Here is a 17,805-nt window from a genome sequence, read left to right as displayed (position 1 = left end):
AAATATCCCTTTAGAAATCACACCATTATTTCCCAGCCCATGCTCCATGCATGTTCTTCTGCAAAATGCGTACATTATTACGCATGAAAGGAGTGATAAAAACCAATGACCGTAGCATCAGACGTCAAAACATGTCTCTCATCCTTAAAAAGCGCCCAGGCCAGCCTTGAGCAATTTGCACTGTCCACGCAAGATCAAAATGCCAAAGATTTGTTTACGGCGGCAGCACAACAAACACAACAAGTCGTGGACCAAGTGACCCAGCGGGTTCAGCAGCTTGAACAGGAAGAGCCTCAGTATAAAGGTTTCTAACCATTAGTTTTTTGTTTGCTCCATAACATGTAAACCCATGCATACCTCCTATCCTACCCTGATAGGAGTTTGTTTATATTGTGTTATTTATTATTGAGTTATCCTCCCCATCAGGGTAAAGTGATAATAACGGAGAACTGAATATAAGGGGGTAGATTCTATGAAGAATGCTACGCGTCCTATCGATGTCATCACGTTCGGTGAATCGATGGGATTACTATATCCGGAAGGCACACGGGGCATAGGACAAGGAGGAAGCATGGCACAATCCTTCGGCGGTGCCGAAAGCAATCTCGCCATCGGACTTTCCAGGCTTGGCTGCAGCAGCGGATGGTTCGGTCAACTCGGTAACGATCCGATCGGAACCGGTATTTTGAAAACGCTTCGAGGAGAAGGTGTCGACATTTCCGCCGCCAGACAAACGGATGTTGCACCGACCGGACTTATGCTGCGCCAGAACGTTCGCGGTCAATCCTCCGTCTATTACTACCGTAAAGGCTCCGCGGCCAGTCACATGACGCCGGACCATGTAGACTCCGAATACATAGCCAATGCCCGCATCCTTCATTTTACAGGCATCACCGCAGCTCTAAGCAGCAGCTGCCTGGAGACGATACGGCATGTCATTTCCGTATGCAAAGCGCATGGCGTCCTGATCAGCTTTGACCCTAACCTCAGGCTCAAGCTATGGAATATTGAGGAAGCTCGCCCTGTATTGCTGGAGCTTGCGGAAGCCTGTGATTATTTTCTTCCGGGCTATGATGAATGCAAGCTGCTGTTCGAAACAGAGGACGAGCAGGCGATCCTGGATCGTCTGCGACAGCTTCCCGCAATGTCCGTTATCAAAAGTTTCAATGGGAGCAATGTCATTGTCCACAAGAGCCACACCTACTCCCTTCCCTTTGAACAGGTGGATCAAGTGGTGGACACCGTGGGGGCAGGCGACGGCTTCTGTGCTGGTTTCCTTGCCGGTATCGCCAAGGGCTGGACACCCGAAGAGGCTCTCTCGCTGGGCGGCTTAACCGGTTCGCTGGTGATCCAAGCGCCGGGTGATTGGGAAGCACTTCCGACCTGGGAAGAGGTACAACAGCGGCGCGGAAATGCTGCTCATATCGAGCGTTAACTCCTGTTCTTTAAACGAGCCATCTTTCTAATCCATTCATAGACGAGAAGGAGTGTGTAACATGAAAAAGCTAAGACTGATCGAACAAATTCATCATGCGGGTGTCGTCGCTGTCCTTCGCGGAGATTCCCCCGAAGAGGTTGTCGAGATTGCCAAACGTGCGATTGAAGGCGGTATCAAGATTATCGAAGTAACCATGACCGTACCGTTCGCTACCGAAGCCATTACGACGCTGGCCAGAATGTACTCCTCTAAAGATCCGCAAGCGGATAACTATGCCATCATTGGCGCAGGCACGGTTCTCGATGCTGAAACAGCTCGAATCACCATTCTTGCCGGTGCTGAGTTTGTAGTCTCGCCGGGCTTCGACCGCGATACGATTATGCTCAGCAATCGTTACCGCATCCCGGTTATGCCGGGCGCCGTAACCGTTCATGATATCGTTGCCGCTCTTGAGCTTGGCGTCGATGTCATCAAGCTCTTCCCGGGCAATCTGTACTCTCCATCCGTCATTCCATCTCTGAAGGGTCCGCTCCCGCAGGCCAACATCATGCCAACCGGAGGCGTAAATCTGGACAATCTGCATGAATGGATCAAGGCCGGCGCGTTTGCGGTCGGGATCGGATCGGATCTGACCAAGGACGCACTGAAGAGCGGTGACTTCAATCTGATAACAGAAAAGGCACGCGCATATATCAACGCCTTTAAGGAAGCTCAATCGCAAAGATAAAAAATGCTGTACGGTTTTCGTATAGGATTTCTCCGAATATCGCTATTTTCATAAACAGACAAGCCTATCAAGAGTCGACTTGATAGGCTTGTCTGTTTATTTAATCCGTCTCTTTTTGAACCAACGCTTCTGAGTGAACATTCCTGTCGTAAAGCCGCCCGCTACGATCGTCAGAACAGAATACATGAAGGTGCTTCCAGACAGCAGGAAACCTCCGAAACCAATGATCACGGCATCCATCAGCAAAATAATGACGCCTACATTTAACGGCAAATATTTAGCCAGGAAATGCGCCAGCAGATCCGTTCCGCCCGTGCTTGCATTGTGTCTTAGCATAAATCCAAGTCCGGCTCCGATCAAAGCCCCGCCCAGGAGCGCGCTCAGGATGACATTCGGGGCAAAAAATCGCAAAAAATCCGATTGCAGCGGTGAAAGCAGATCGATGATAAATGAAGATATCAGCATGCCTGACAGACTATTGTAAAAAATTTCGCGATTTAATATCCAGGCTGCGATAAACATGGGAATGCTGCACAAAATGATGACGAATCCGATATGTAGATCAAACACATAGTTAGCTATCAGAGCGATGCCGATAACTCCACCATCCAAAACTTTATGCGGGACAAGAAAAAAATTGGTCCCCATCGCGATCAGAAAACTACCGATCACGATAATGACATGTTTTCGAAATGACACCATTTCCCCATCTCCATTTATAAGGGCATGTCTCATTTATATGCTTGCCATTTCGAAAAATTGCGGACTTGCTGTCCTGCATTTGAAAAAAATTCCACCGAGCTCGATTCGGATACCTTTCGCTATTAATCTTTTACATAAATCAAACGCTCGGTCCGTGCCATCACCTTGGTCTTCATATAGGGATAGTTCTCATAACAATAATCCACAAAATACCCCGGCTTCTCTCCATTCCAAGGGAAAATATCGTAGTGCATCGGAATGGTCAGATCGAATCCCGATGACGCGGCAAGCTCCGCTGCCTCCCGAAAACCCATATTCCCAACGATCCCGTCGTTTCGGCGGAAGGCATCTCCCCCGTTGATCGGCACCATCCCGATATCTATCGAATGTGCCTGTAACCTTTCAACCAAACCAGGATAAACGACGGTATCTCCTGCATGATAAATCAACACACCCTGGATATCCACTAGATATCCGACATATCGGTGCCCAAACTGTTCATGCTCATCCAAGGTTTCATGGGCAGCCGGAATTGCCATGAGACGGAAGCCCTCAAACTGCTGCCATTCATCGCACACCGCCGCGTACAAACGCTCCGGCTCGACGCCAGCCTCTCTCATCGCTTCATGGCAGCAAGCCGGTGCGACAAAAACTGTCTCCGGATTCTGTTTGGCTATGACCGCAATCGTACCCAGATCCATATGATCGTCATGCTCATGGGTGATCAGTATCACGTTTGCATTCGTGATGTGCTCCGGGGTCAACGGTGCAGGAAATGCGCGCTTGAATCCCGCTTTGCGTTCCAGATCATCGGACATATATGGGTCGATATAGATGACAACCTCCCCGCCTTTAAGGACAACGCTCTCCTGCCCCAGAAACCATACCGCCGCCATCCCTTCGGCTGTAGATGTCCGGTTGATTTCTTCGATAAGCCGCTCGGGACCTCGACCCTTGCTGTTCTGTTCCATCATCTCTATTCTCTCTCCTTCCATTTTCGATCATGACTAGATTATAACATGCAGTCATCTGCAGAAATGATCCAACCGACTATGAAAAAAACGAGTCCGAAGTAAGCAGAAATGCCCACTCCAAACTCGTATTGTCTCATCTGTATGAATCTATTTACGCTCAAGCGGCTTCTTCCACAGACCAAGCAGCAGGCCTGATATCACCGCGCCAATCAGGACGGCCAGCAAGAACAGAAGCGCATGGTTGGCCAGAGCGGCAACAAAAATCCCCCCGTGAGGAGCGGGGACGTTGATGCTCCACAGCTGCGTCAACCCGCCGGCAACCGCCGAGCCGAGGATACAAGATGTCAGCACCCGCAGCGGATCGGCAGCGGCGAACGGGATCGCGCCCTCCGTTATGAAGGAAAGGCCCATCACGTAGTTGGTCACGCCGGACTTTCGTTCCTGCTCCGTAAACTTATGCTTGAAAAACGTCGTGGCCAGCGCAATGGCAAGCGGAGGAACCATACCGCCGGCCATAACCGCAGCCATCATGGCTCCGTTCGTATTGCCGCTGGATGTAAAGACGCCGATCGCAAATGCATATGCCGCTTTATTGAAGGGTCCACCCATGTCAATCGACATCATTCCACCCAGAATAAGACCGAGAATCACCGCGTTTCCAGTACCCAGATTGTTCAGAATATCAATCAGGCCGAGATTGATCCAGCTGAAGAACGGATCAAACAGGTAAAACATGATCGTTCCGGTGACAAGGAGGCCGACAACCGGATATAACAGAATCGGCTTTAAGCCGTCAAGCGCTTTGGGCAGACCGGCAAAGACTTTGCGCAGCAGGATCACCACATAACCCGCCAAGAAACCTGCCGCTAGCCCACCAAGAAATCCCGAATTAGAATTCAGGGCCATTAGCCCCCCGACCATACCGGGCATCAATGCCGGACGATCACCTATGCTAAGCGCAATGAATCCCGCCAGAACCGGAATGAGGAAGTGGAAGGCGCCGTCTCCCCCGCCAATCGTCTGCAGCAGCTGGAAGAGGGGATGATTGTCGCCTGCAAGCTGCTCGATCAGGAAGGAGATAGCCAGAAGAATACCGCCTCCCACGACGAATGGCAACATATGCGAAATACCATTCATCAGGTCCTTATACACTTTCGTACCTATGCTGCCCTTCTCCGAGTCCTTCGCCTGCGACTCACTGCCGCCTTCGCTCCGGTAGATGGGGGCATCACCGCTCATCGCTTTGCGAATCAGCTCTTCCGATTTGCGGATACCGTCGCTGACCGGCCGCTGGAGCACGGGCTTTCCGTTAAAGCGGGCCATTTCCACGTTTTTGTCGGCGGCAATGATGACGCCTGCCGCCCTGCGGATTTCCTCTTCCGTCAACACGTTCTGCGCACCCTCCGAGCCATTGGTCTCCACCCGGATCTCGACGCCCATTTCCTGAGCTTTCTTCTTCAGGGCATCTTCAGCCATAAACGTATGGGCAATACCGGTCGGACACGCCGTTACGGCAACAACAAAAGCATCCGAGGTTCCGTCAGGAACCTTCATGGGGTCAGATTCGGAAATGACATTGGATTCCGGAGCCTTCTCCGATTCCTTTTTTGCCGCTTCCCTTCTCTTGGCCGCTTCCTTCTCCGCCTTGGCAGCTTCTTCTACTGCCTGTTTCGAATCAAATAACGCCGTTACTTCCCCGGGCGTCTTCGTATTCATCAATTGGGCGATAAATTCGGTATCGATCAACAGCCGCGATAGTGCGGCAAGCGTGCGGAGATGGGTATTTCCGGCTCCTTCCGGAGCTGCGATCATAAAAAACACATACGCCGCCTCTCCGTCCAGCGCTTCGAAATCCACGCCCTGACTGCTCTTGGCAAACACGACGGTCGGTTCATTAACCGCTTTCGTCTTCGCGTGCGGCATCGCGATGCCGCCTCCGATCCCCGTACTGGATTCGGCTTCACGCTTCAGAATCATCTCTTTGAACAAGACCGGATCGTTGATCCGCCCGCTTGCAGCCAGGCTTGCGATCAGTTCATCAATGGCTGCCTCCTTCGTGACCGCCTTCAGGTCCATGATCATCGTTTCTTGTATCATTAAATCCGTAATTTTCATGCTGGTTCACACTCCCTTGATATCCTCGTGATGACTGCCACGCCATAGCCGGCCGCATCATAACCGCGTAATCGATGTAAAGCGGCTTACCACTCCGTGATCCTAACCTGCGGAAGAAGTCGATCAATCGTTTCCCGCACAGCCAAATCGTCCGAGAACGCCGTCGCGCTACCCGAGGCGACCCCTGTCCGGAATGCCTCGATCGGATCCTTGCCCATCGCAAGCGTACCGACGAATCCGGCAATCATCGAATCACCGGCCCCGACGGAATTACGGACTGTACCTGACGGTACGCTCGCATGATATACCCGATCTGCCGTGATGAACAGCGCCCCTTCGCCGGCCATGGAGATAAGAACATGCTGCGCTCCTTCCTCGAGCAGCTTTCGGCCGTACTCCACAAGCTTCTCGCTTGAATCGATAACAACGCCGAATAATTCGGCCAGTTCGTGATGGTTCGGCTTTACGAGGAGCGGCTTCCAGGCCAAAGCCTTCATCAGCGCCTCTCCAGTGGTGTCCATCACGAATTCGGCGCCGCACTTCCGGCACGTTTCGATAAGAAGGCCATAAAAGTCAGGTCCCAGCGAAGGCGGAACGCTGCCGGACAGCACCACGATGTCCCCTGCTTGAAGCTGTGACAACTTATGAAGCAGTTCTTTCGTTTCTTCCTCGCGGATGACAGGACCCAGGCCGTTAATCTCGGTCTCGTCGCCATGCTTAAGTTTGACGTTGATGCGGGTATCATCCGCGATATTCACGAAATCGGTGCGGATTCCTTCCTTGCCCAGCATCTCGTCTATATAACGACCGGTGAATCCGCCCAGGAAACCGATGGCCGTATTATCAGCTCCAAGCTGGTTCAACACCCGCGATACATTAATTCCTTTACCGCCCGGAAACTTCATGTCCCGGGTCATTCTGTTCAAACCGCCGAGCTCGATATGCTCAACTTCCACGATGAAATCGATGGAAGGATTCAGTGTTACCGTATATATCATCATGATCCCTCAATTATTTTGGTTTTCTGTGAAATAGCCTTCTTCCAGGATTCCGATAAGGACTCCGTAATCAGCGTCGCTTCGTTCAAATCCAGTAATTTGGCGAAGGAAACCTCTCCTATTTTGCTTGAATCCGCAAGGACATAACTGGAGGCGGACAGCTGGTGGGCTCGCCGCTTAATCAAGGCTTCTTCCGGATCGGGCGTGGTATAGCCCATCTCTACATCCACACCGTTCGTGCCGAGAAAGCAGCGGTCAAAGCGGAAGTTGTCCATATTTTGAAGCGCTATGCTTCCGATGACGGCTTTGGTATGAATTTTCATCATGCCGCCCAGTAGATAACTTTTGATTCGTTTGCTTACCAGCGCTTCGATATGGGATAAACCGTTCGTTACCACCGTAACGTCCTTCGCGTCGATGAACGGTATCATCGCCAGCGTGGTCGTTCCCGCATCGAGGTAGATGCTTTCTCCATCCTCCACCTGTGCTGCCGCTAACCGGGCAACGGTATTTTTCTGTTGAATGTTTTTGAACGTTTTTTCCTCAATTCCAGGTTCCTGTATCTTTGGGCTCGGCAACGCAGCTCCGCCATGAATGCGCTTTAATAATTGACGTTCTTCAAGGTCGATCAAATCACGCCGTACCGTTGATTCCGAAGCTTCAAGGAGTTCAACCAATTCCTGCAGCTTCACGACGCCACGTTCTTGCAAGCGCTCTAATATGATTCGGTATCTTTCTTCCGTCAGCATAATGTGAATTCCCCCTCAAAGCATATAGTAACATAAACACATCAAAAAACAATCTAAAACTTTCAAAAACATTCACAATCATTCAGGAAGACAATGAATCATTTACCATACGCCATGATATCCATTTTCGCGTTTCTTCCTTATTCCTGACAGTTTACCCATTATCAAGACAACTCGTGTCGAAACATCACATAAACGTTTGTAACCTGCCGCCTCTACACTATATACTGGTAAATAGGAAACTCTCACAGTATAGAAGAGGTGACATGAATGGACCAATTGAAAGAAGCCTATGAGCGAATGGGTCTACCGGAGGATGCAACCAAGGAACAGCTCGACGACCGGTACACGCTGCTCATGCGCCAAACCCGCTCACATCAAAGGCGGGAGCCGGACCGGGCGGAGGAGATCGAAGCCGAGTTTGCCGACATCACCAAAGCCTATAAATTCATCCTGGAAGAAGAGAACCGTAAAGCTTTGGAAGAGATGAATCAGAAACGGTACGGCAAATATAAAAGGTTTGCCGGGACAGCGGAGAAAACCGATCATTTCTTCCGTTATTATAAATTCCATGTGCTCGGCGGTATTGCTCTAGTCGGCGTCCTCATTTATATCGTGATCAGTATTTTCAACCATCAGGCCGAGAAAGAACGGTTGGCCAATCTGCCCCCGGTTGATCTGGAAGTCATGTTCCTCGGATCTTATATGAACCAGGATGGTGGACAGGATCTCAAACCAATCGAGGATGCGATTCTGGCGCAATTCCCCGATTGGAAACGCGTAACCGTTAACATTAACTATGTACCGCCTCTGGATTCCAACAATCCGCAGGACGCAGCCATGCTGCAAAAGGCACTGCTTGTACTGTCCACAGAGCGCCCGGACCTGTACATTATGGATCAGACCGCCTTTGATTGGGTTGGCAATCAAGGGATGGTGCGCCCCCTCGAAGCCGAGGTTGAAGGCGAGCTGAAGGAACTGCTCACGCCGGAGATGCTGGTGAAGGGGAAAAATGAGGAAGACGGTTCGGAGCATGTGTATGCCGTGGATATTATGGGCAGCCCGCTTGGCGAACAACTGCCTATCCTTAAGAAAGAAATGTTTGCGGGCATTCGTGAAGGCACGGAACGTGACGCAAATGCACTGCGCTTTATTAAGCAATATTTGGAGACGTCCAAGCAACAATGAATGCATCCATCCGATATGAATAACAAAACAGCCTCGCTGCTTAGCCTTATGGCCAAACAGCAGAGGCTGTTTTTGCGAGCATTATTGATTAACGATCGAGTTCAAGGATGTAAAAGCATGCGTAGCAAATCCTTCGGAAGGTTCGCGGTGAGGGTTATTAACGCGAAAGATATAACCCTGTCCGTCAATCTCATCCACAATGTACATCTTGGTCAGGCTCTCACCTTCGCTTATCATATACACAGATGCATCCTCCATGACCTTATGCTTCTCATTGTCGCCAGCTTCACGAACCTTACCGGCCTCGGCAAGCTCCTTCTTCGCTTCCAGCTTGAGTTCATCCTCGTTATAATCCGAAGGCAGCTTCGTAATCTCAACATAATAATCTTGATCCACATTCATGGTCAGCTTGTTGGTCTTTGCATCAAAGGAAAAGATATCAAAAATATACAGCGCGTAGCCGTCGCCCTCTGCAAGTTTAGCTGTTTTGGTCTCTTTCATGCCCTCCAGCTCAAGCTCAAACTCTTTGGTTGCAGGCAGCTGCGCGGTCTCTGAACCCTTGCCCCCGCCTTCCTCTTCCACCGTCAGCTTGGTGAGGATCAGCTGTTTCAATTCTTCTTCACCCTCAATGGGCTGCTCCCAATACTCATACGAGACGGACTCATCTCCCTGCAGTTTGGATATGACTTGGTCCATACCTTCGTCCAACCGGAACGCGGTAGGACCGTCTGCTGTTTCAATTTCAATGGAATTGCTATCGATTTGACCTACATAGGTACCGGTTCCCTGCTTGATCTCGATCTTCGGTTCTTCGACGGGTTCAGCCGGTTCCTTGACATCATCCACTATGGGGTTCGGATTAGCTGGCGGCTGAGAAGTTGGGTTTTCACCTCCACATGCCGTTATTGCCATCAGCAGCATTGCAGCGGTCGTTAATGCGATCATTTTGCCCAAATGCTTACGCTTAGCCATAAAACCACCTCCATTAGAATTAACGGGAAACTTATGGAATATGTTGCACAATCACCGCCTTTTTTGGAGTATGCTCGCAGCTCTCGACCCAAAACGACAAGAGCATTCCCTTTTCTCATCAAACAAGGTATTCTAGTAGTACAAGATTCAATTAGTTGATAAAGGGAGATGTTCATGTCTGGTAAAATTAGAATTTTTGCTGACAGTACTTGCGACTTACCACCTTCATGGATAGAAGAATATAATATCGGCATCGTTCCGCTCTACGTCGTATTCGGAGAACAATCCTTGCGCGACGGAGTCGACATCACGCCGGAACAGCTATACGCCAAAGTTGATCAGATCGGCAGCCTGCCCAAAACAGCGGCACCTTCTCCGTCCGACTTTATTGCGGCCTTCACGCCATCCATTGAGCAAGGCGAGGATATCCTGTTCCTTAGCATTTCATCAGAGCTTTCTTCTACCTATCAAAATGCGTTGATAGCCGCAGGTGAGCTGCCCGAGGGCCGGGTTACCGTGTTCGATTCACGCAATCTTTCCTCCGGTATCGGCCTGCTTGTCATGAAGGCTGTTCACGCAGCCAATGAAGGTTCATCCATACAACAAATTGTGGAGCTATTAAGCCGCACCGTAAATGAAGTGGAGTGCGAATTCGTTGTCGATACGCTGGATTACTTGTATAAAGGCGGACGCTGTTCGGGCATGCAAAACATCATTGGCAGCCTGCTGAAAATCCGTCCGGTTATCAAAGTCGTGGACGGCGGCATGATCCCCGCTTACAAGGTACGCGGCAAAAAAGAGAAGGCACTGGATCAGATGATCCAGAATGCGCTGGCTCAAGTGGATAAAATGGACAATGATCTGATCGTTGTTGTGCATACCATGGCCGAGGAGGAAGCCCGCTTCCTGCAAAAGCAACTGCAGGAGAAAACAGGCGCACGGCAGGTTAGCATTTCTACCGCGGGCTGCGTCATATGCAGCCACTGCGGTCCTCAAACCGTTGGACTCATGTATACCAAGAAGCCTACTTAATATCCTTCATTCGGAAAAGACAGTCCTGCTATGAAACCCTCTTGCTGCAGGACTGTTTTTTCTTTATTCAGGCTCGCCTACCGGGCGCTTGTGACCTTATTAAACGGGCTGCCTATTGGCTAAACTTGCCATCCTAGACTAAAGTCTAGGTGAAACATTCCCCGCAGGACCGAGGACATCCCCATCCATTGCATGGTATTCTTGGATTAATCAATCTACAAAAGGAAAGGAACGAAGTTTGTATGACGAAACGTACAATCTTGGCACCGCTGCTCATCCTGCTCGGCGCATACTTGCTCTTAAACCAAGGCGGAACAGTTGGCGCCGGTTCCATCTTCGCCACATTCTGGCCTACCCTGTTCGTGATCCCGTTAGGCCTGTTTTTTCACTGGATGTACTTCTCGCTGGTTGGACGACAGGGTATCGGACTGTTGATACCGGGCGGCATTCTGCTCACAGCCGGTATTGTCAGCCAAATCGCTTCCTTGTTTGACTCGTGGGGCTCCATGTGGCCCGGCTTTATCCTGGCCGTTGCGGCAGGACTGTTCGAGTTCTACTGGTTCGGATCGCGTAACAAGTGGCTGCTCATCCCGATTAACATTCTGACCGTATTGTCGCTGCTGTTCTTCGTGGTATTCTCAATCGGACCCGTACTGAATTACCTGTCCGTCGTGCAGCCTGTCATCGCCGTACTGCTTGTGCTTGGCGGAGCTTGGCTGATGCTCGGACGGAAGAGACACGGTTAAGCATCCGGCAGCACCAATCCGTTAACAACGCATAAAGGCACTCCGAAGGTTAGCTAACCTTCGGAGTGCCTTTATATTATGGATACCCTGCTTATGCATTAAGAGGATGCAGCGGCAGCTAAAGTCTCACTGCTTTGAAACAGATGATGAACGCTCCGGATATACCGGACGGTTCTAGTGCCGGAGTACATCATGACGGAATGCGTTTCGGCCCGCTGACCCGGCATAAACTTCACGCCGCGCAGGAAATCGCCAGCCGTCACGCCCGTAGCCACGAATAATACGCCTTCGCCGCCTACCATATCCTCCATCGTCAGCAGCTGCTCGGGATGCTTCAACCCCATGTCCTGGCATCTGATGAAATCCTCCGGTGTCTCCGGTATGAGCCGTCCCTGGATTTCTCCGCCCAGGCATTTCAAAGCAGCGGCAGCGAGAACGCCTTCCGGAGCTCCGCCTGAGCCCACATAGAGATCGACCTCGCTGTCCGTGCAGGTCTCGATCGCTCCCATGACATCCCCGTGGCTCAGCAGCTTGATTCTTACCCCGGACTCTCGCAAAGCCTTGATCATCGCGCTGTGTCGGTCGCGATCGAGAATGGATACCGTCATCTCCGACAGCGGCTTGGATAAGATCTCCGATGCTTTTCGAAGGGTGACCTCAATCGGATCATTCAAACTCAGCTTGCCCGCAAGCTCGGGTCCAACCGCGAGCTTATGCATATAGATATCGGGCGCATGCAGAAGGGTGCCTCGGGGAGCTGCGGCGATTACGGATAACGCGTTGTTCAGCCCGCTGGCCACCGTTTCCGTTCCTTCGAGCGGATCCACCGCCACGTCCATCTTCGGACCTTTGCGGTTCCCTACGCGCTCTCCAATATACAGCATGGGCGCTTCATCCATCTCGCCTTCCCCTATGACAACGACACCATCCATCGCTGCGGAATCAAAATGCTTGCGCATGGCAACCGTCGCGGCTTCATCAGCACTGTTCTTGTCCCCTCTTCCTGTCCACCGGGCGGATTGCAGCGCCGCTTCCTCCGTCACTCTTACAAGCTCCAATGCTAATGAACTCTCCATGAATGAATCCCTCCTTCAGCTTTTTTCCTTACCGATGCACCTTATTTCAGATAATTCATAATCAGTCCTGCGGATTCCTCAATCGCCTTATCGGTAACATCAATGACGGGGCATCCAAGCTCCGCATACAGCGACAGGGCATAATCCAGTTCCTCTTGTATCCGCTCAAGGGCTGCATACTGCACCTGATGCGGCAGTCCCATGACCTTTAAGCGCTCGCTGCGGATTTTGAGAAGATGCTCCGGCTCGATCGTAAGCCCGATGATCGTCCCGTTCGTGACTTCTCTGAGCTGCGACGGCGGCGACATCTCCGGCACGATCGGGAAATTGACCGTTTTGTAGCCTTTATGCGCGAGAAACATCGATAGCGGCGTCTTGGAGATTCGAGATACGCCCAGCAATATGATGTCTGCCTTCAAAATAGCGCTAACGTCCTTGCCATCGTCATATTGGACAGCGAATTCCATAGCGTCGACCCTCCGGAAATAGCTGTCATCAAGGCGATGCAGCAGCCCCGGCAGCCGTTTGGGATAGTCGTTGAACGTATCGGCAAAGGCCTGCATCATCGGCCCCATAATATCCACTGTACGAATGTTGAGCCGTACGGCTTCCTCCCGTATGACCTCGCGAAGCTCCGGCTGCACAAGCGTGTAGGCTACAAAGCCTCCGCGCCGCGCCACCTCTTCCATCAATTCGGTCAATTCATCCTCGTCGCGAACGTTCATATAACGTTTAATCTCTGTATTCGGAAGCTCGAATTGGCGCAGGGTAGCTTGCACAACTGCTTCAGCCGTCTCCCCGATGGAGTCCGAACAGATTGCTATGAAATGAGTTAATGCCTGATTCATCCGATTCCTCCCATTATTCCTCGGCTACCATGTCGAGCAGCATTTTGATAATATTCGTTTTTGTGATCCGACCGACAACCTTCCAGTGTTCCCCCGGATTCCCCGTAGTGGACGGAACGACAACCGGCAGGCTATCGATTTGATGATTGATGATTTTCCGGGCGGCATCCAGCACCGTATCTTCCGGCTGCACGGTTGTCACGTTAGCCCGTCGGGTCATGATCAGGCTTACCGGCATGGAGGATGCCGTCGGGTTGCCAAGCGTTACCTTAAGCAGATCCTTGCGGGACACAATCCCGGCCAGATGACCATCGGCATCGGTAACGATCAGATTCCCCACGTTCTCCAGAAACAAGGATACAACGGCTTCATGAATCGTCGTGGTCTCACGCACAATAACCGGAACACCGTGAAGATCGCCAACCTTCATTTTGAGAAGGCGGAACTTCTCCTCCCGGTCGCGCGTTCCCCGCTTTCCCAGAAAGTACCCCACCTTTGGCTTGGCATCAATATAATCCAGAACCACCAGTTTGGATAAATCGGTACGAAGGGTGGCTCGGCTGACATTCAGCATCTCCGCAATCTGATCTCCTGTAATGGGTGCATGTTTTTTTACGATATCGACGATATCCTGCTGCCTTGTCGTCAGTTCGATAGTGATCCCTCCTGCGTGCATTTCCTCTACTTGTCGATATAATACGTCATATATAATATATATGCAACATATTTTCGTCTAAAAAATGCATAATTAGGTATCAATCATTTTTTTAATACCCATCAAAAAAGGTTATAAATCCATAAAAAAAGCACGCTTTCTGGAAGATTCCTCCCAAAAAAGCATGCTTTGTTTACATTCCGCTCCCGATCATCCATTAATTTTGAGGGTCTGTGCCTTTGCATTCCCCTTTTCCGCAATATCCATAAATGATCTTCACTCCGTCGGTTGGAATCGTGTCCACCATTTCATCACATCTGGAGCATATAATCAGGCCCCATTCCTCATTCGCCTTGCCTTTCGCTGCCTCTGGACTTGTTAACGCTTTCATAACATTTCCTCCTTATGTTTTTTCACTTTGCTGCAAGGCAGTTTACGCTTTGTCATCCAGCGGTAACTCGATTCGCCACATCCTCCTAAAGACCACTTACCAACCGTGTTCACTACATACATCCCTTTATTTTCCACTATATTCTTAATGTATTGGGTAAGAAATGAAGATATGAGTAAATAATGATTAATGTAACAAAAAACATGTTAAGTAATATGTATGACATCATGTTTCACGTGAGGATATGGAGATACCCTTAATTTGGCATGATATGATAATATATACTTCGGATTGAATCGAAATCGACAAAATAGACGGAGGGTTCGGATTGAAGAACACATGGCAGCTTATTAAGAAAGGAAACACCTCATCCGCCATTGCAGCACTGGGCAACACGGGATTGGCCATAATCAAAGGGATAGCGGCGTCCGTTAGCGGTAGCGGTACGATGTTTGCATCCGCCATGCACTCGGTGGCCGATGCCGTAAACCAGGGGTTTGTATTCGTAGGCAGCGTGCTGGCCGAGCGAAAGCCGACCAAGAAGTTCCCCACCGGATTCGGCAGGGTCATTAATCTGGTCTGCATGGTTGCGGTAATCGTGGTTACCATCATGGCCTACGAAACGATACTGAAAGGCTTCAAGCTGTTAAAGCATCCGGAAGAAGCCACCAATTTCTGGCTTAATTTCATTGTGCTGGTTATTGCCGTTATCATTGATGGCGCCATTCTGATGAAAGCCATGAAAGAGATTATGAAGGAAACCCGTGTTCAAGCATCCGGATTTGCCCTGCTGCCCGCCGCTTTCAAAAATGCCGGCCGTGCTGCCCCGCCTACACGGCTTGTGTTCTATGAAGACATCGTGGCTACACTAGGTGCCCTCTTCGCGCTGATCGCCATTGTGTTCGCGCATTTCTTCAATTTCCTCATCCTGGACGGAATCGCCACGATCCTGATCGGCTGTCTGATGGTGGGCGTCTCCTTTAAGGTCGGATATGACAATATGGTCGGCTTAATCGGCGTCGCCGCTCCGAATGAAGTGGAAGAGAAGATCTCCCAGATCATACTCGGCGATCCGGATGTCCGCGACATCAATCGTCTTCGCATCCTGCAGGAAGGCCGCAACTATCATATGGAGGCCTACATTGAACTGAAGAAAGGGATGACCCTGGCCGAGGCCGGCCATTCCAAAATGAGAATCAACGCCCTGCTGACCCAGGATCCGAACATTTCGGATGTGACCTTAGGCATCCTGGAGGACGATGGAATCAAGCTCTGGAATCCGAGCGAGACTATAGATAACTAAAAGGGAAAGAGGCGTACCTCAGAGTCCGAATGGACCTTGGGTACGCCTCTTTTTTCATACGGCCTCTTACTGATTGCGCTGCAGGAATTCGACCATCCGCGCATAAGCGATTTTTTCGTTGGCCTTTTTCGTAATGCCATGCCCCTCGTCTTCGAACACGAGATACTCCACGTCGCGACCCTTCGCCCTCAAAGCTTCGACGATTTGGTCAGATTCCTCTTTGACGACACGCGGATCGTTAGCCCCTTGGATGATCAGCATCGGGTTCACCATATCATCCAGGTACGTAATCGGCGAATCCTTGATAAAGCGTTCTTTATCCCGTTCCGGATCGCCTATCCAGCGCTCCATAATCGGCTTCCAGTGCTCGGGTACCGAGTTGTAGAAGGTAAACAGGTTGCTGACCCCGACGATATCAATGGCCGCTTTGAAATACTCCGGATTACGTCCTGCCAGCAGCAGAGTCATATAACCGCCGTAGCTTCCGCCCATCACGAAGAGCTTCTCACGGCTCGAAATGCCTTGCTCAAACAGCCAATCCATGCCTGCCAAACAGTCCTTGCGCGGTCCCTCGCCCCAATCCTGCTCCACCAATTTCACGAAGGAGCTGCCGTAACCCGTACTTCCCCGGAAGTTCGGACAGAAGATGTGATACCCTTTGGCCAGAATATACTGGAACATGGAACGGAACTGCTTGCGTTCCGAGGCTTGCGGGCCGCCATGCGGCCAAAAAACCGTATAACCGTTCGCCACATGGTCTTTGGCTCGGAACAGGAGCGCTTCGATCTCCATGCCGTCAAAAGAAGGATACGTCACAACCTCCGGCGTCACCATGTCCTCGTCGGTTAATCCTGTCAGAACGTTCTTCGTGATCAAACTCCATGCGCCGCCGGCGTAGCGGTAAATGTTAAGCGGCTTCACTGCGCCGCGGGCAAGCAGGTACAGATTGCCGGACTTTGTCACGTTCAACTGCTCCACGATATCCGATGGAAGGGGAATGGCGGTTAACTCACTGGTGTCGAGCGAATAGGCATACAGTCGATCCTCCACCCCTTTTTCCGTGACGATATAGAGGGTCCGTGAATCCTTATGGTAGCGCAAGAGCTGGATGCTCTCCCGGTCGAAACGGCACAGCGGTTCAAACTTCTGTTGAGGAATGTCGTAAGTGGCTACATATGAAAATTCCGATTCGTAATCCGTTGCGAAAATGACCTGGTCATTGCTGGCGAACAGCACATCACCCGAGATGTGAACCTGATCAGGGGAAGGTGTCAAGCAGAGCGGCTCGCCGCCTTCACGCTTCACGTAACTGACATAGTAGGTGTTGGCATACATTTTCGTATATGCGATAGTTTTCTCGTCGGGGCTCACGGCACACATTTCGGTCGACGTCACCTCGCCTTCATGCAGCAAATGATCCTCCTTGGTGTCCAGATGATATACGCGCGAATTGAGGAAGGACGGATTCCCCTTCGATGTGACGTAATACAATCGCTTGCCATCCTCCGACAGATGCACGAAATAATGTTTGTCATCCGCATCGGCCCCTTCGAACAAAGGCATCGGCTCGCCGCCGTTCCAGCGAAGCGCATGAAACTGATAGTTCTCATTCCCGTCACGGTCAAACGCCGTTAAGATATGTCGCCCTTCCGGGTCCAGCTTGATAAAGCTTGCGATCTGGTCATTGTATGTAAGCGGATAAGGGTAGGACGTCTCCCCTTCTAACTCCATGGCCCATAAATTGAACTTTCCGTTCAGGCTGCTGCTGAACACGAGCCGTGACTCGTCTGCGCTAATTCCAAAGGTACGAATGCCATAAGTTTGAAAAAATTGCTCCACATCGGGTTTAGGAAATTCGATCATTCATTTGCCTCCCTGACCTCATCTTATT

General features: G+C 50.7%; 18 protein-coding genes. 7 read left to right on the top strand and 11 right to left on the bottom strand.

From position 1 onward, the window contains the following. Positions 1-105: 105 nt before the first annotated feature. The 3 genes from AK95_RS00250 to AK95_RS00240 all read left to right on the top strand — a co-directional run bounded on the left by AK95_RS00250 (position 106) and on the right by AK95_RS00240 (position 2,165). Positions 106-312 carry a DUF1657 domain-containing protein gene (locus AK95_RS00250; RefSeq protein WP_071217894.1) on the top strand — a complete coding sequence of 69 codons (207 nt, stop codon included), beginning with the start codon at positions 106-108 and terminating at the stop codon, positions 310-312. Between the two features lie 160 nt (positions 313-472). After that, entirely contained in the window at positions 473-1,435 is a 963-nt protein-coding gene (locus AK95_RS00245; RefSeq protein WP_071217893.1) for a sugar kinase, read from the top strand. 61 nt (positions 1,436-1,496) lie between these two features. Next, on the top strand, positions 1,497-2,165 hold the full coding sequence (locus AK95_RS00240) for a bifunctional 2-keto-4-hydroxyglutarate aldolase/2-keto-3-deoxy-6-phosphogluconate aldolase (RefSeq protein ID WP_071217892.1): 669 nt from the start codon (positions 1,497-1,499) through the stop codon (positions 2,163-2,165). A 96-nt stretch (positions 2,166-2,261) separates the two neighbouring features. Here the strand turns inward: AK95_RS00240 and AK95_RS00235 are convergent, their stop codons facing one another. From AK95_RS00235 to AK95_RS00215, 5 genes are all read right to left on the bottom strand, one after another. Continuing rightward, positions 2,262-2,867, bottom strand: a complete 606-nt coding sequence (locus AK95_RS00235) for a YitT family protein (protein WP_071217891.1) — start codon at positions 2,865-2,867, stop codon at positions 2,262-2,264. A gap of 122 nt (positions 2,868-2,989) precedes the next feature. Next, positions 2,990-3,841 carry an MBL fold metallo-hydrolase gene (locus tag AK95_RS00230; RefSeq protein ID WP_071217890.1) on the bottom strand — a complete coding sequence of 284 codons (852 nt, stop codon included), beginning with the start codon at positions 3,839-3,841 and terminating at the stop codon, positions 2,990-2,992. 147 nt (positions 3,842-3,988) lie between these two features. Next, positions 3,989-5,956, bottom strand: a complete 1,968-nt coding sequence (locus AK95_RS00225) for a PTS fructose transporter subunit IIABC (RefSeq protein ID WP_071217889.1) — start codon at positions 5,954-5,956, stop codon at positions 3,989-3,991. 86 nt (positions 5,957-6,042) lie between these two features. Further along, positions 6,043-6,954, bottom strand: a complete 912-nt coding sequence (gene pfkB / locus AK95_RS00220; RefSeq protein ID WP_071218140.1) for a 1-phosphofructokinase — start codon at positions 6,952-6,954, stop codon at positions 6,043-6,045. Beyond that, positions 6,954-7,703 (bottom strand): DeoR/GlpR family DNA-binding transcription regulator, encoded by a 750-nt coding sequence (locus tag AK95_RS00215; protein WP_071217888.1) that lies wholly within the window; start codon positions 7,701-7,703, stop codon positions 6,954-6,956. The genes pfkB and AK95_RS00215 overlap by 1 nt, the downstream gene beginning before the upstream one ends. Positions 7,704-7,973: 270 nt before the next feature. On the opposite strand from AK95_RS00215, the gene AK95_RS00210 reads away from it, so the two are divergent. Further along, entirely contained in the window at positions 7,974-8,891 is a 918-nt protein-coding gene (locus tag AK95_RS00210) for a molecular chaperone DnaJ (RefSeq protein ID WP_071217887.1), read from the top strand. Positions 8,892-8,972: 81 nt separating this feature from the next. Here the strand turns inward: AK95_RS00210 and AK95_RS00205 are convergent, their stop codons facing one another. Then, positions 8,973-9,863, bottom strand: a complete 891-nt coding sequence (locus tag AK95_RS00205; protein ID WP_071217886.1) for a hypothetical protein — start codon at positions 9,861-9,863, stop codon at positions 8,973-8,975. 174 nt (positions 9,864-10,037) lie between these two features. On the opposite strand from AK95_RS00205, the gene AK95_RS00200 reads away from it, so the two are divergent. Both AK95_RS00200 and AK95_RS00195 read left to right on the top strand, forming a co-directional pair. Further along, the gene (locus AK95_RS00200) at positions 10,038-10,895 is read left to right on the top strand and encodes a DegV family protein (protein ID WP_071217885.1); all 858 of its coding nucleotides are present in this window, start codon (positions 10,038-10,040) and stop codon (positions 10,893-10,895) included. A 242-nt stretch (positions 10,896-11,137) separates the two neighbouring features. Then, positions 11,138-11,641 (top strand): hypothetical protein, encoded by a 504-nt coding sequence (locus AK95_RS00195; protein ID WP_009595848.1) that lies wholly within the window; start codon positions 11,138-11,140, stop codon positions 11,639-11,641. Between the two features lie 98 nt (positions 11,642-11,739). Here AK95_RS00195 and glpX read toward each other — a convergent pair whose 3' ends face one another. From glpX to AK95_RS33270, 4 genes are all read right to left on the bottom strand, one after another. Further along, on the bottom strand, positions 11,740-12,717 hold the full coding sequence (glpX, locus tag AK95_RS00190; protein ID WP_071217884.1) for a class II fructose-bisphosphatase: 978 nt from the start codon (positions 12,715-12,717) through the stop codon (positions 11,740-11,742). A 41-nt stretch (positions 12,718-12,758) separates the two neighbouring features. Beyond that, positions 12,759-13,565, bottom strand: a complete 807-nt coding sequence (locus AK95_RS00185) for a pyruvate, water dikinase regulatory protein (protein ID WP_071217883.1) — start codon at positions 13,563-13,565, stop codon at positions 12,759-12,761. A gap of 13 nt (positions 13,566-13,578) precedes the next feature. Continuing rightward, positions 13,579-14,241, bottom strand: a complete 663-nt coding sequence (locus AK95_RS00180; RefSeq protein ID WP_009595798.1) for a helix-turn-helix transcriptional regulator — start codon at positions 14,239-14,241, stop codon at positions 13,579-13,581. Between the two features lie 196 nt (positions 14,242-14,437). Then, positions 14,438-14,611, bottom strand: coding sequence for a GapA-binding peptide SR1P (locus AK95_RS33270; RefSeq protein ID WP_074961774.1), 174 nt, complete (start codon positions 14,609-14,611; stop codon positions 14,438-14,440). A gap of 328 nt (positions 14,612-14,939) precedes the next feature. Between AK95_RS33270 and AK95_RS00175 the strand changes: the two genes are divergently transcribed. Beyond that, positions 14,940-15,914, top strand: coding sequence for a cation diffusion facilitator family transporter (locus tag AK95_RS00175; RefSeq protein WP_071217882.1), 975 nt, complete (start codon positions 14,940-14,942; stop codon positions 15,912-15,914). A 66-nt stretch (positions 15,915-15,980) separates the two neighbouring features. Here AK95_RS00175 and AK95_RS00170 read toward each other — a convergent pair whose 3' ends face one another. Then, positions 15,981-17,777, bottom strand: a complete 1,797-nt coding sequence (locus AK95_RS00170; protein WP_071217881.1) for a S9 family peptidase — start codon at positions 17,775-17,777, stop codon at positions 15,981-15,983. Positions 17,778-17,805 lie beyond the last annotated feature (28 nt).

Origin of the sequence: Paenibacillus sp. LC231, from assembly GCF_001860525.1 — a bacterium.
Lineage (GTDB): Bacteria > Bacillota > Bacilli > Paenibacillales > Paenibacillaceae > Paenibacillus_AQ.
The sequence above is the reverse complement of the archived record's forward strand: the minus strand, read 5'-3'. Positions and strand labels throughout refer to the sequence as shown.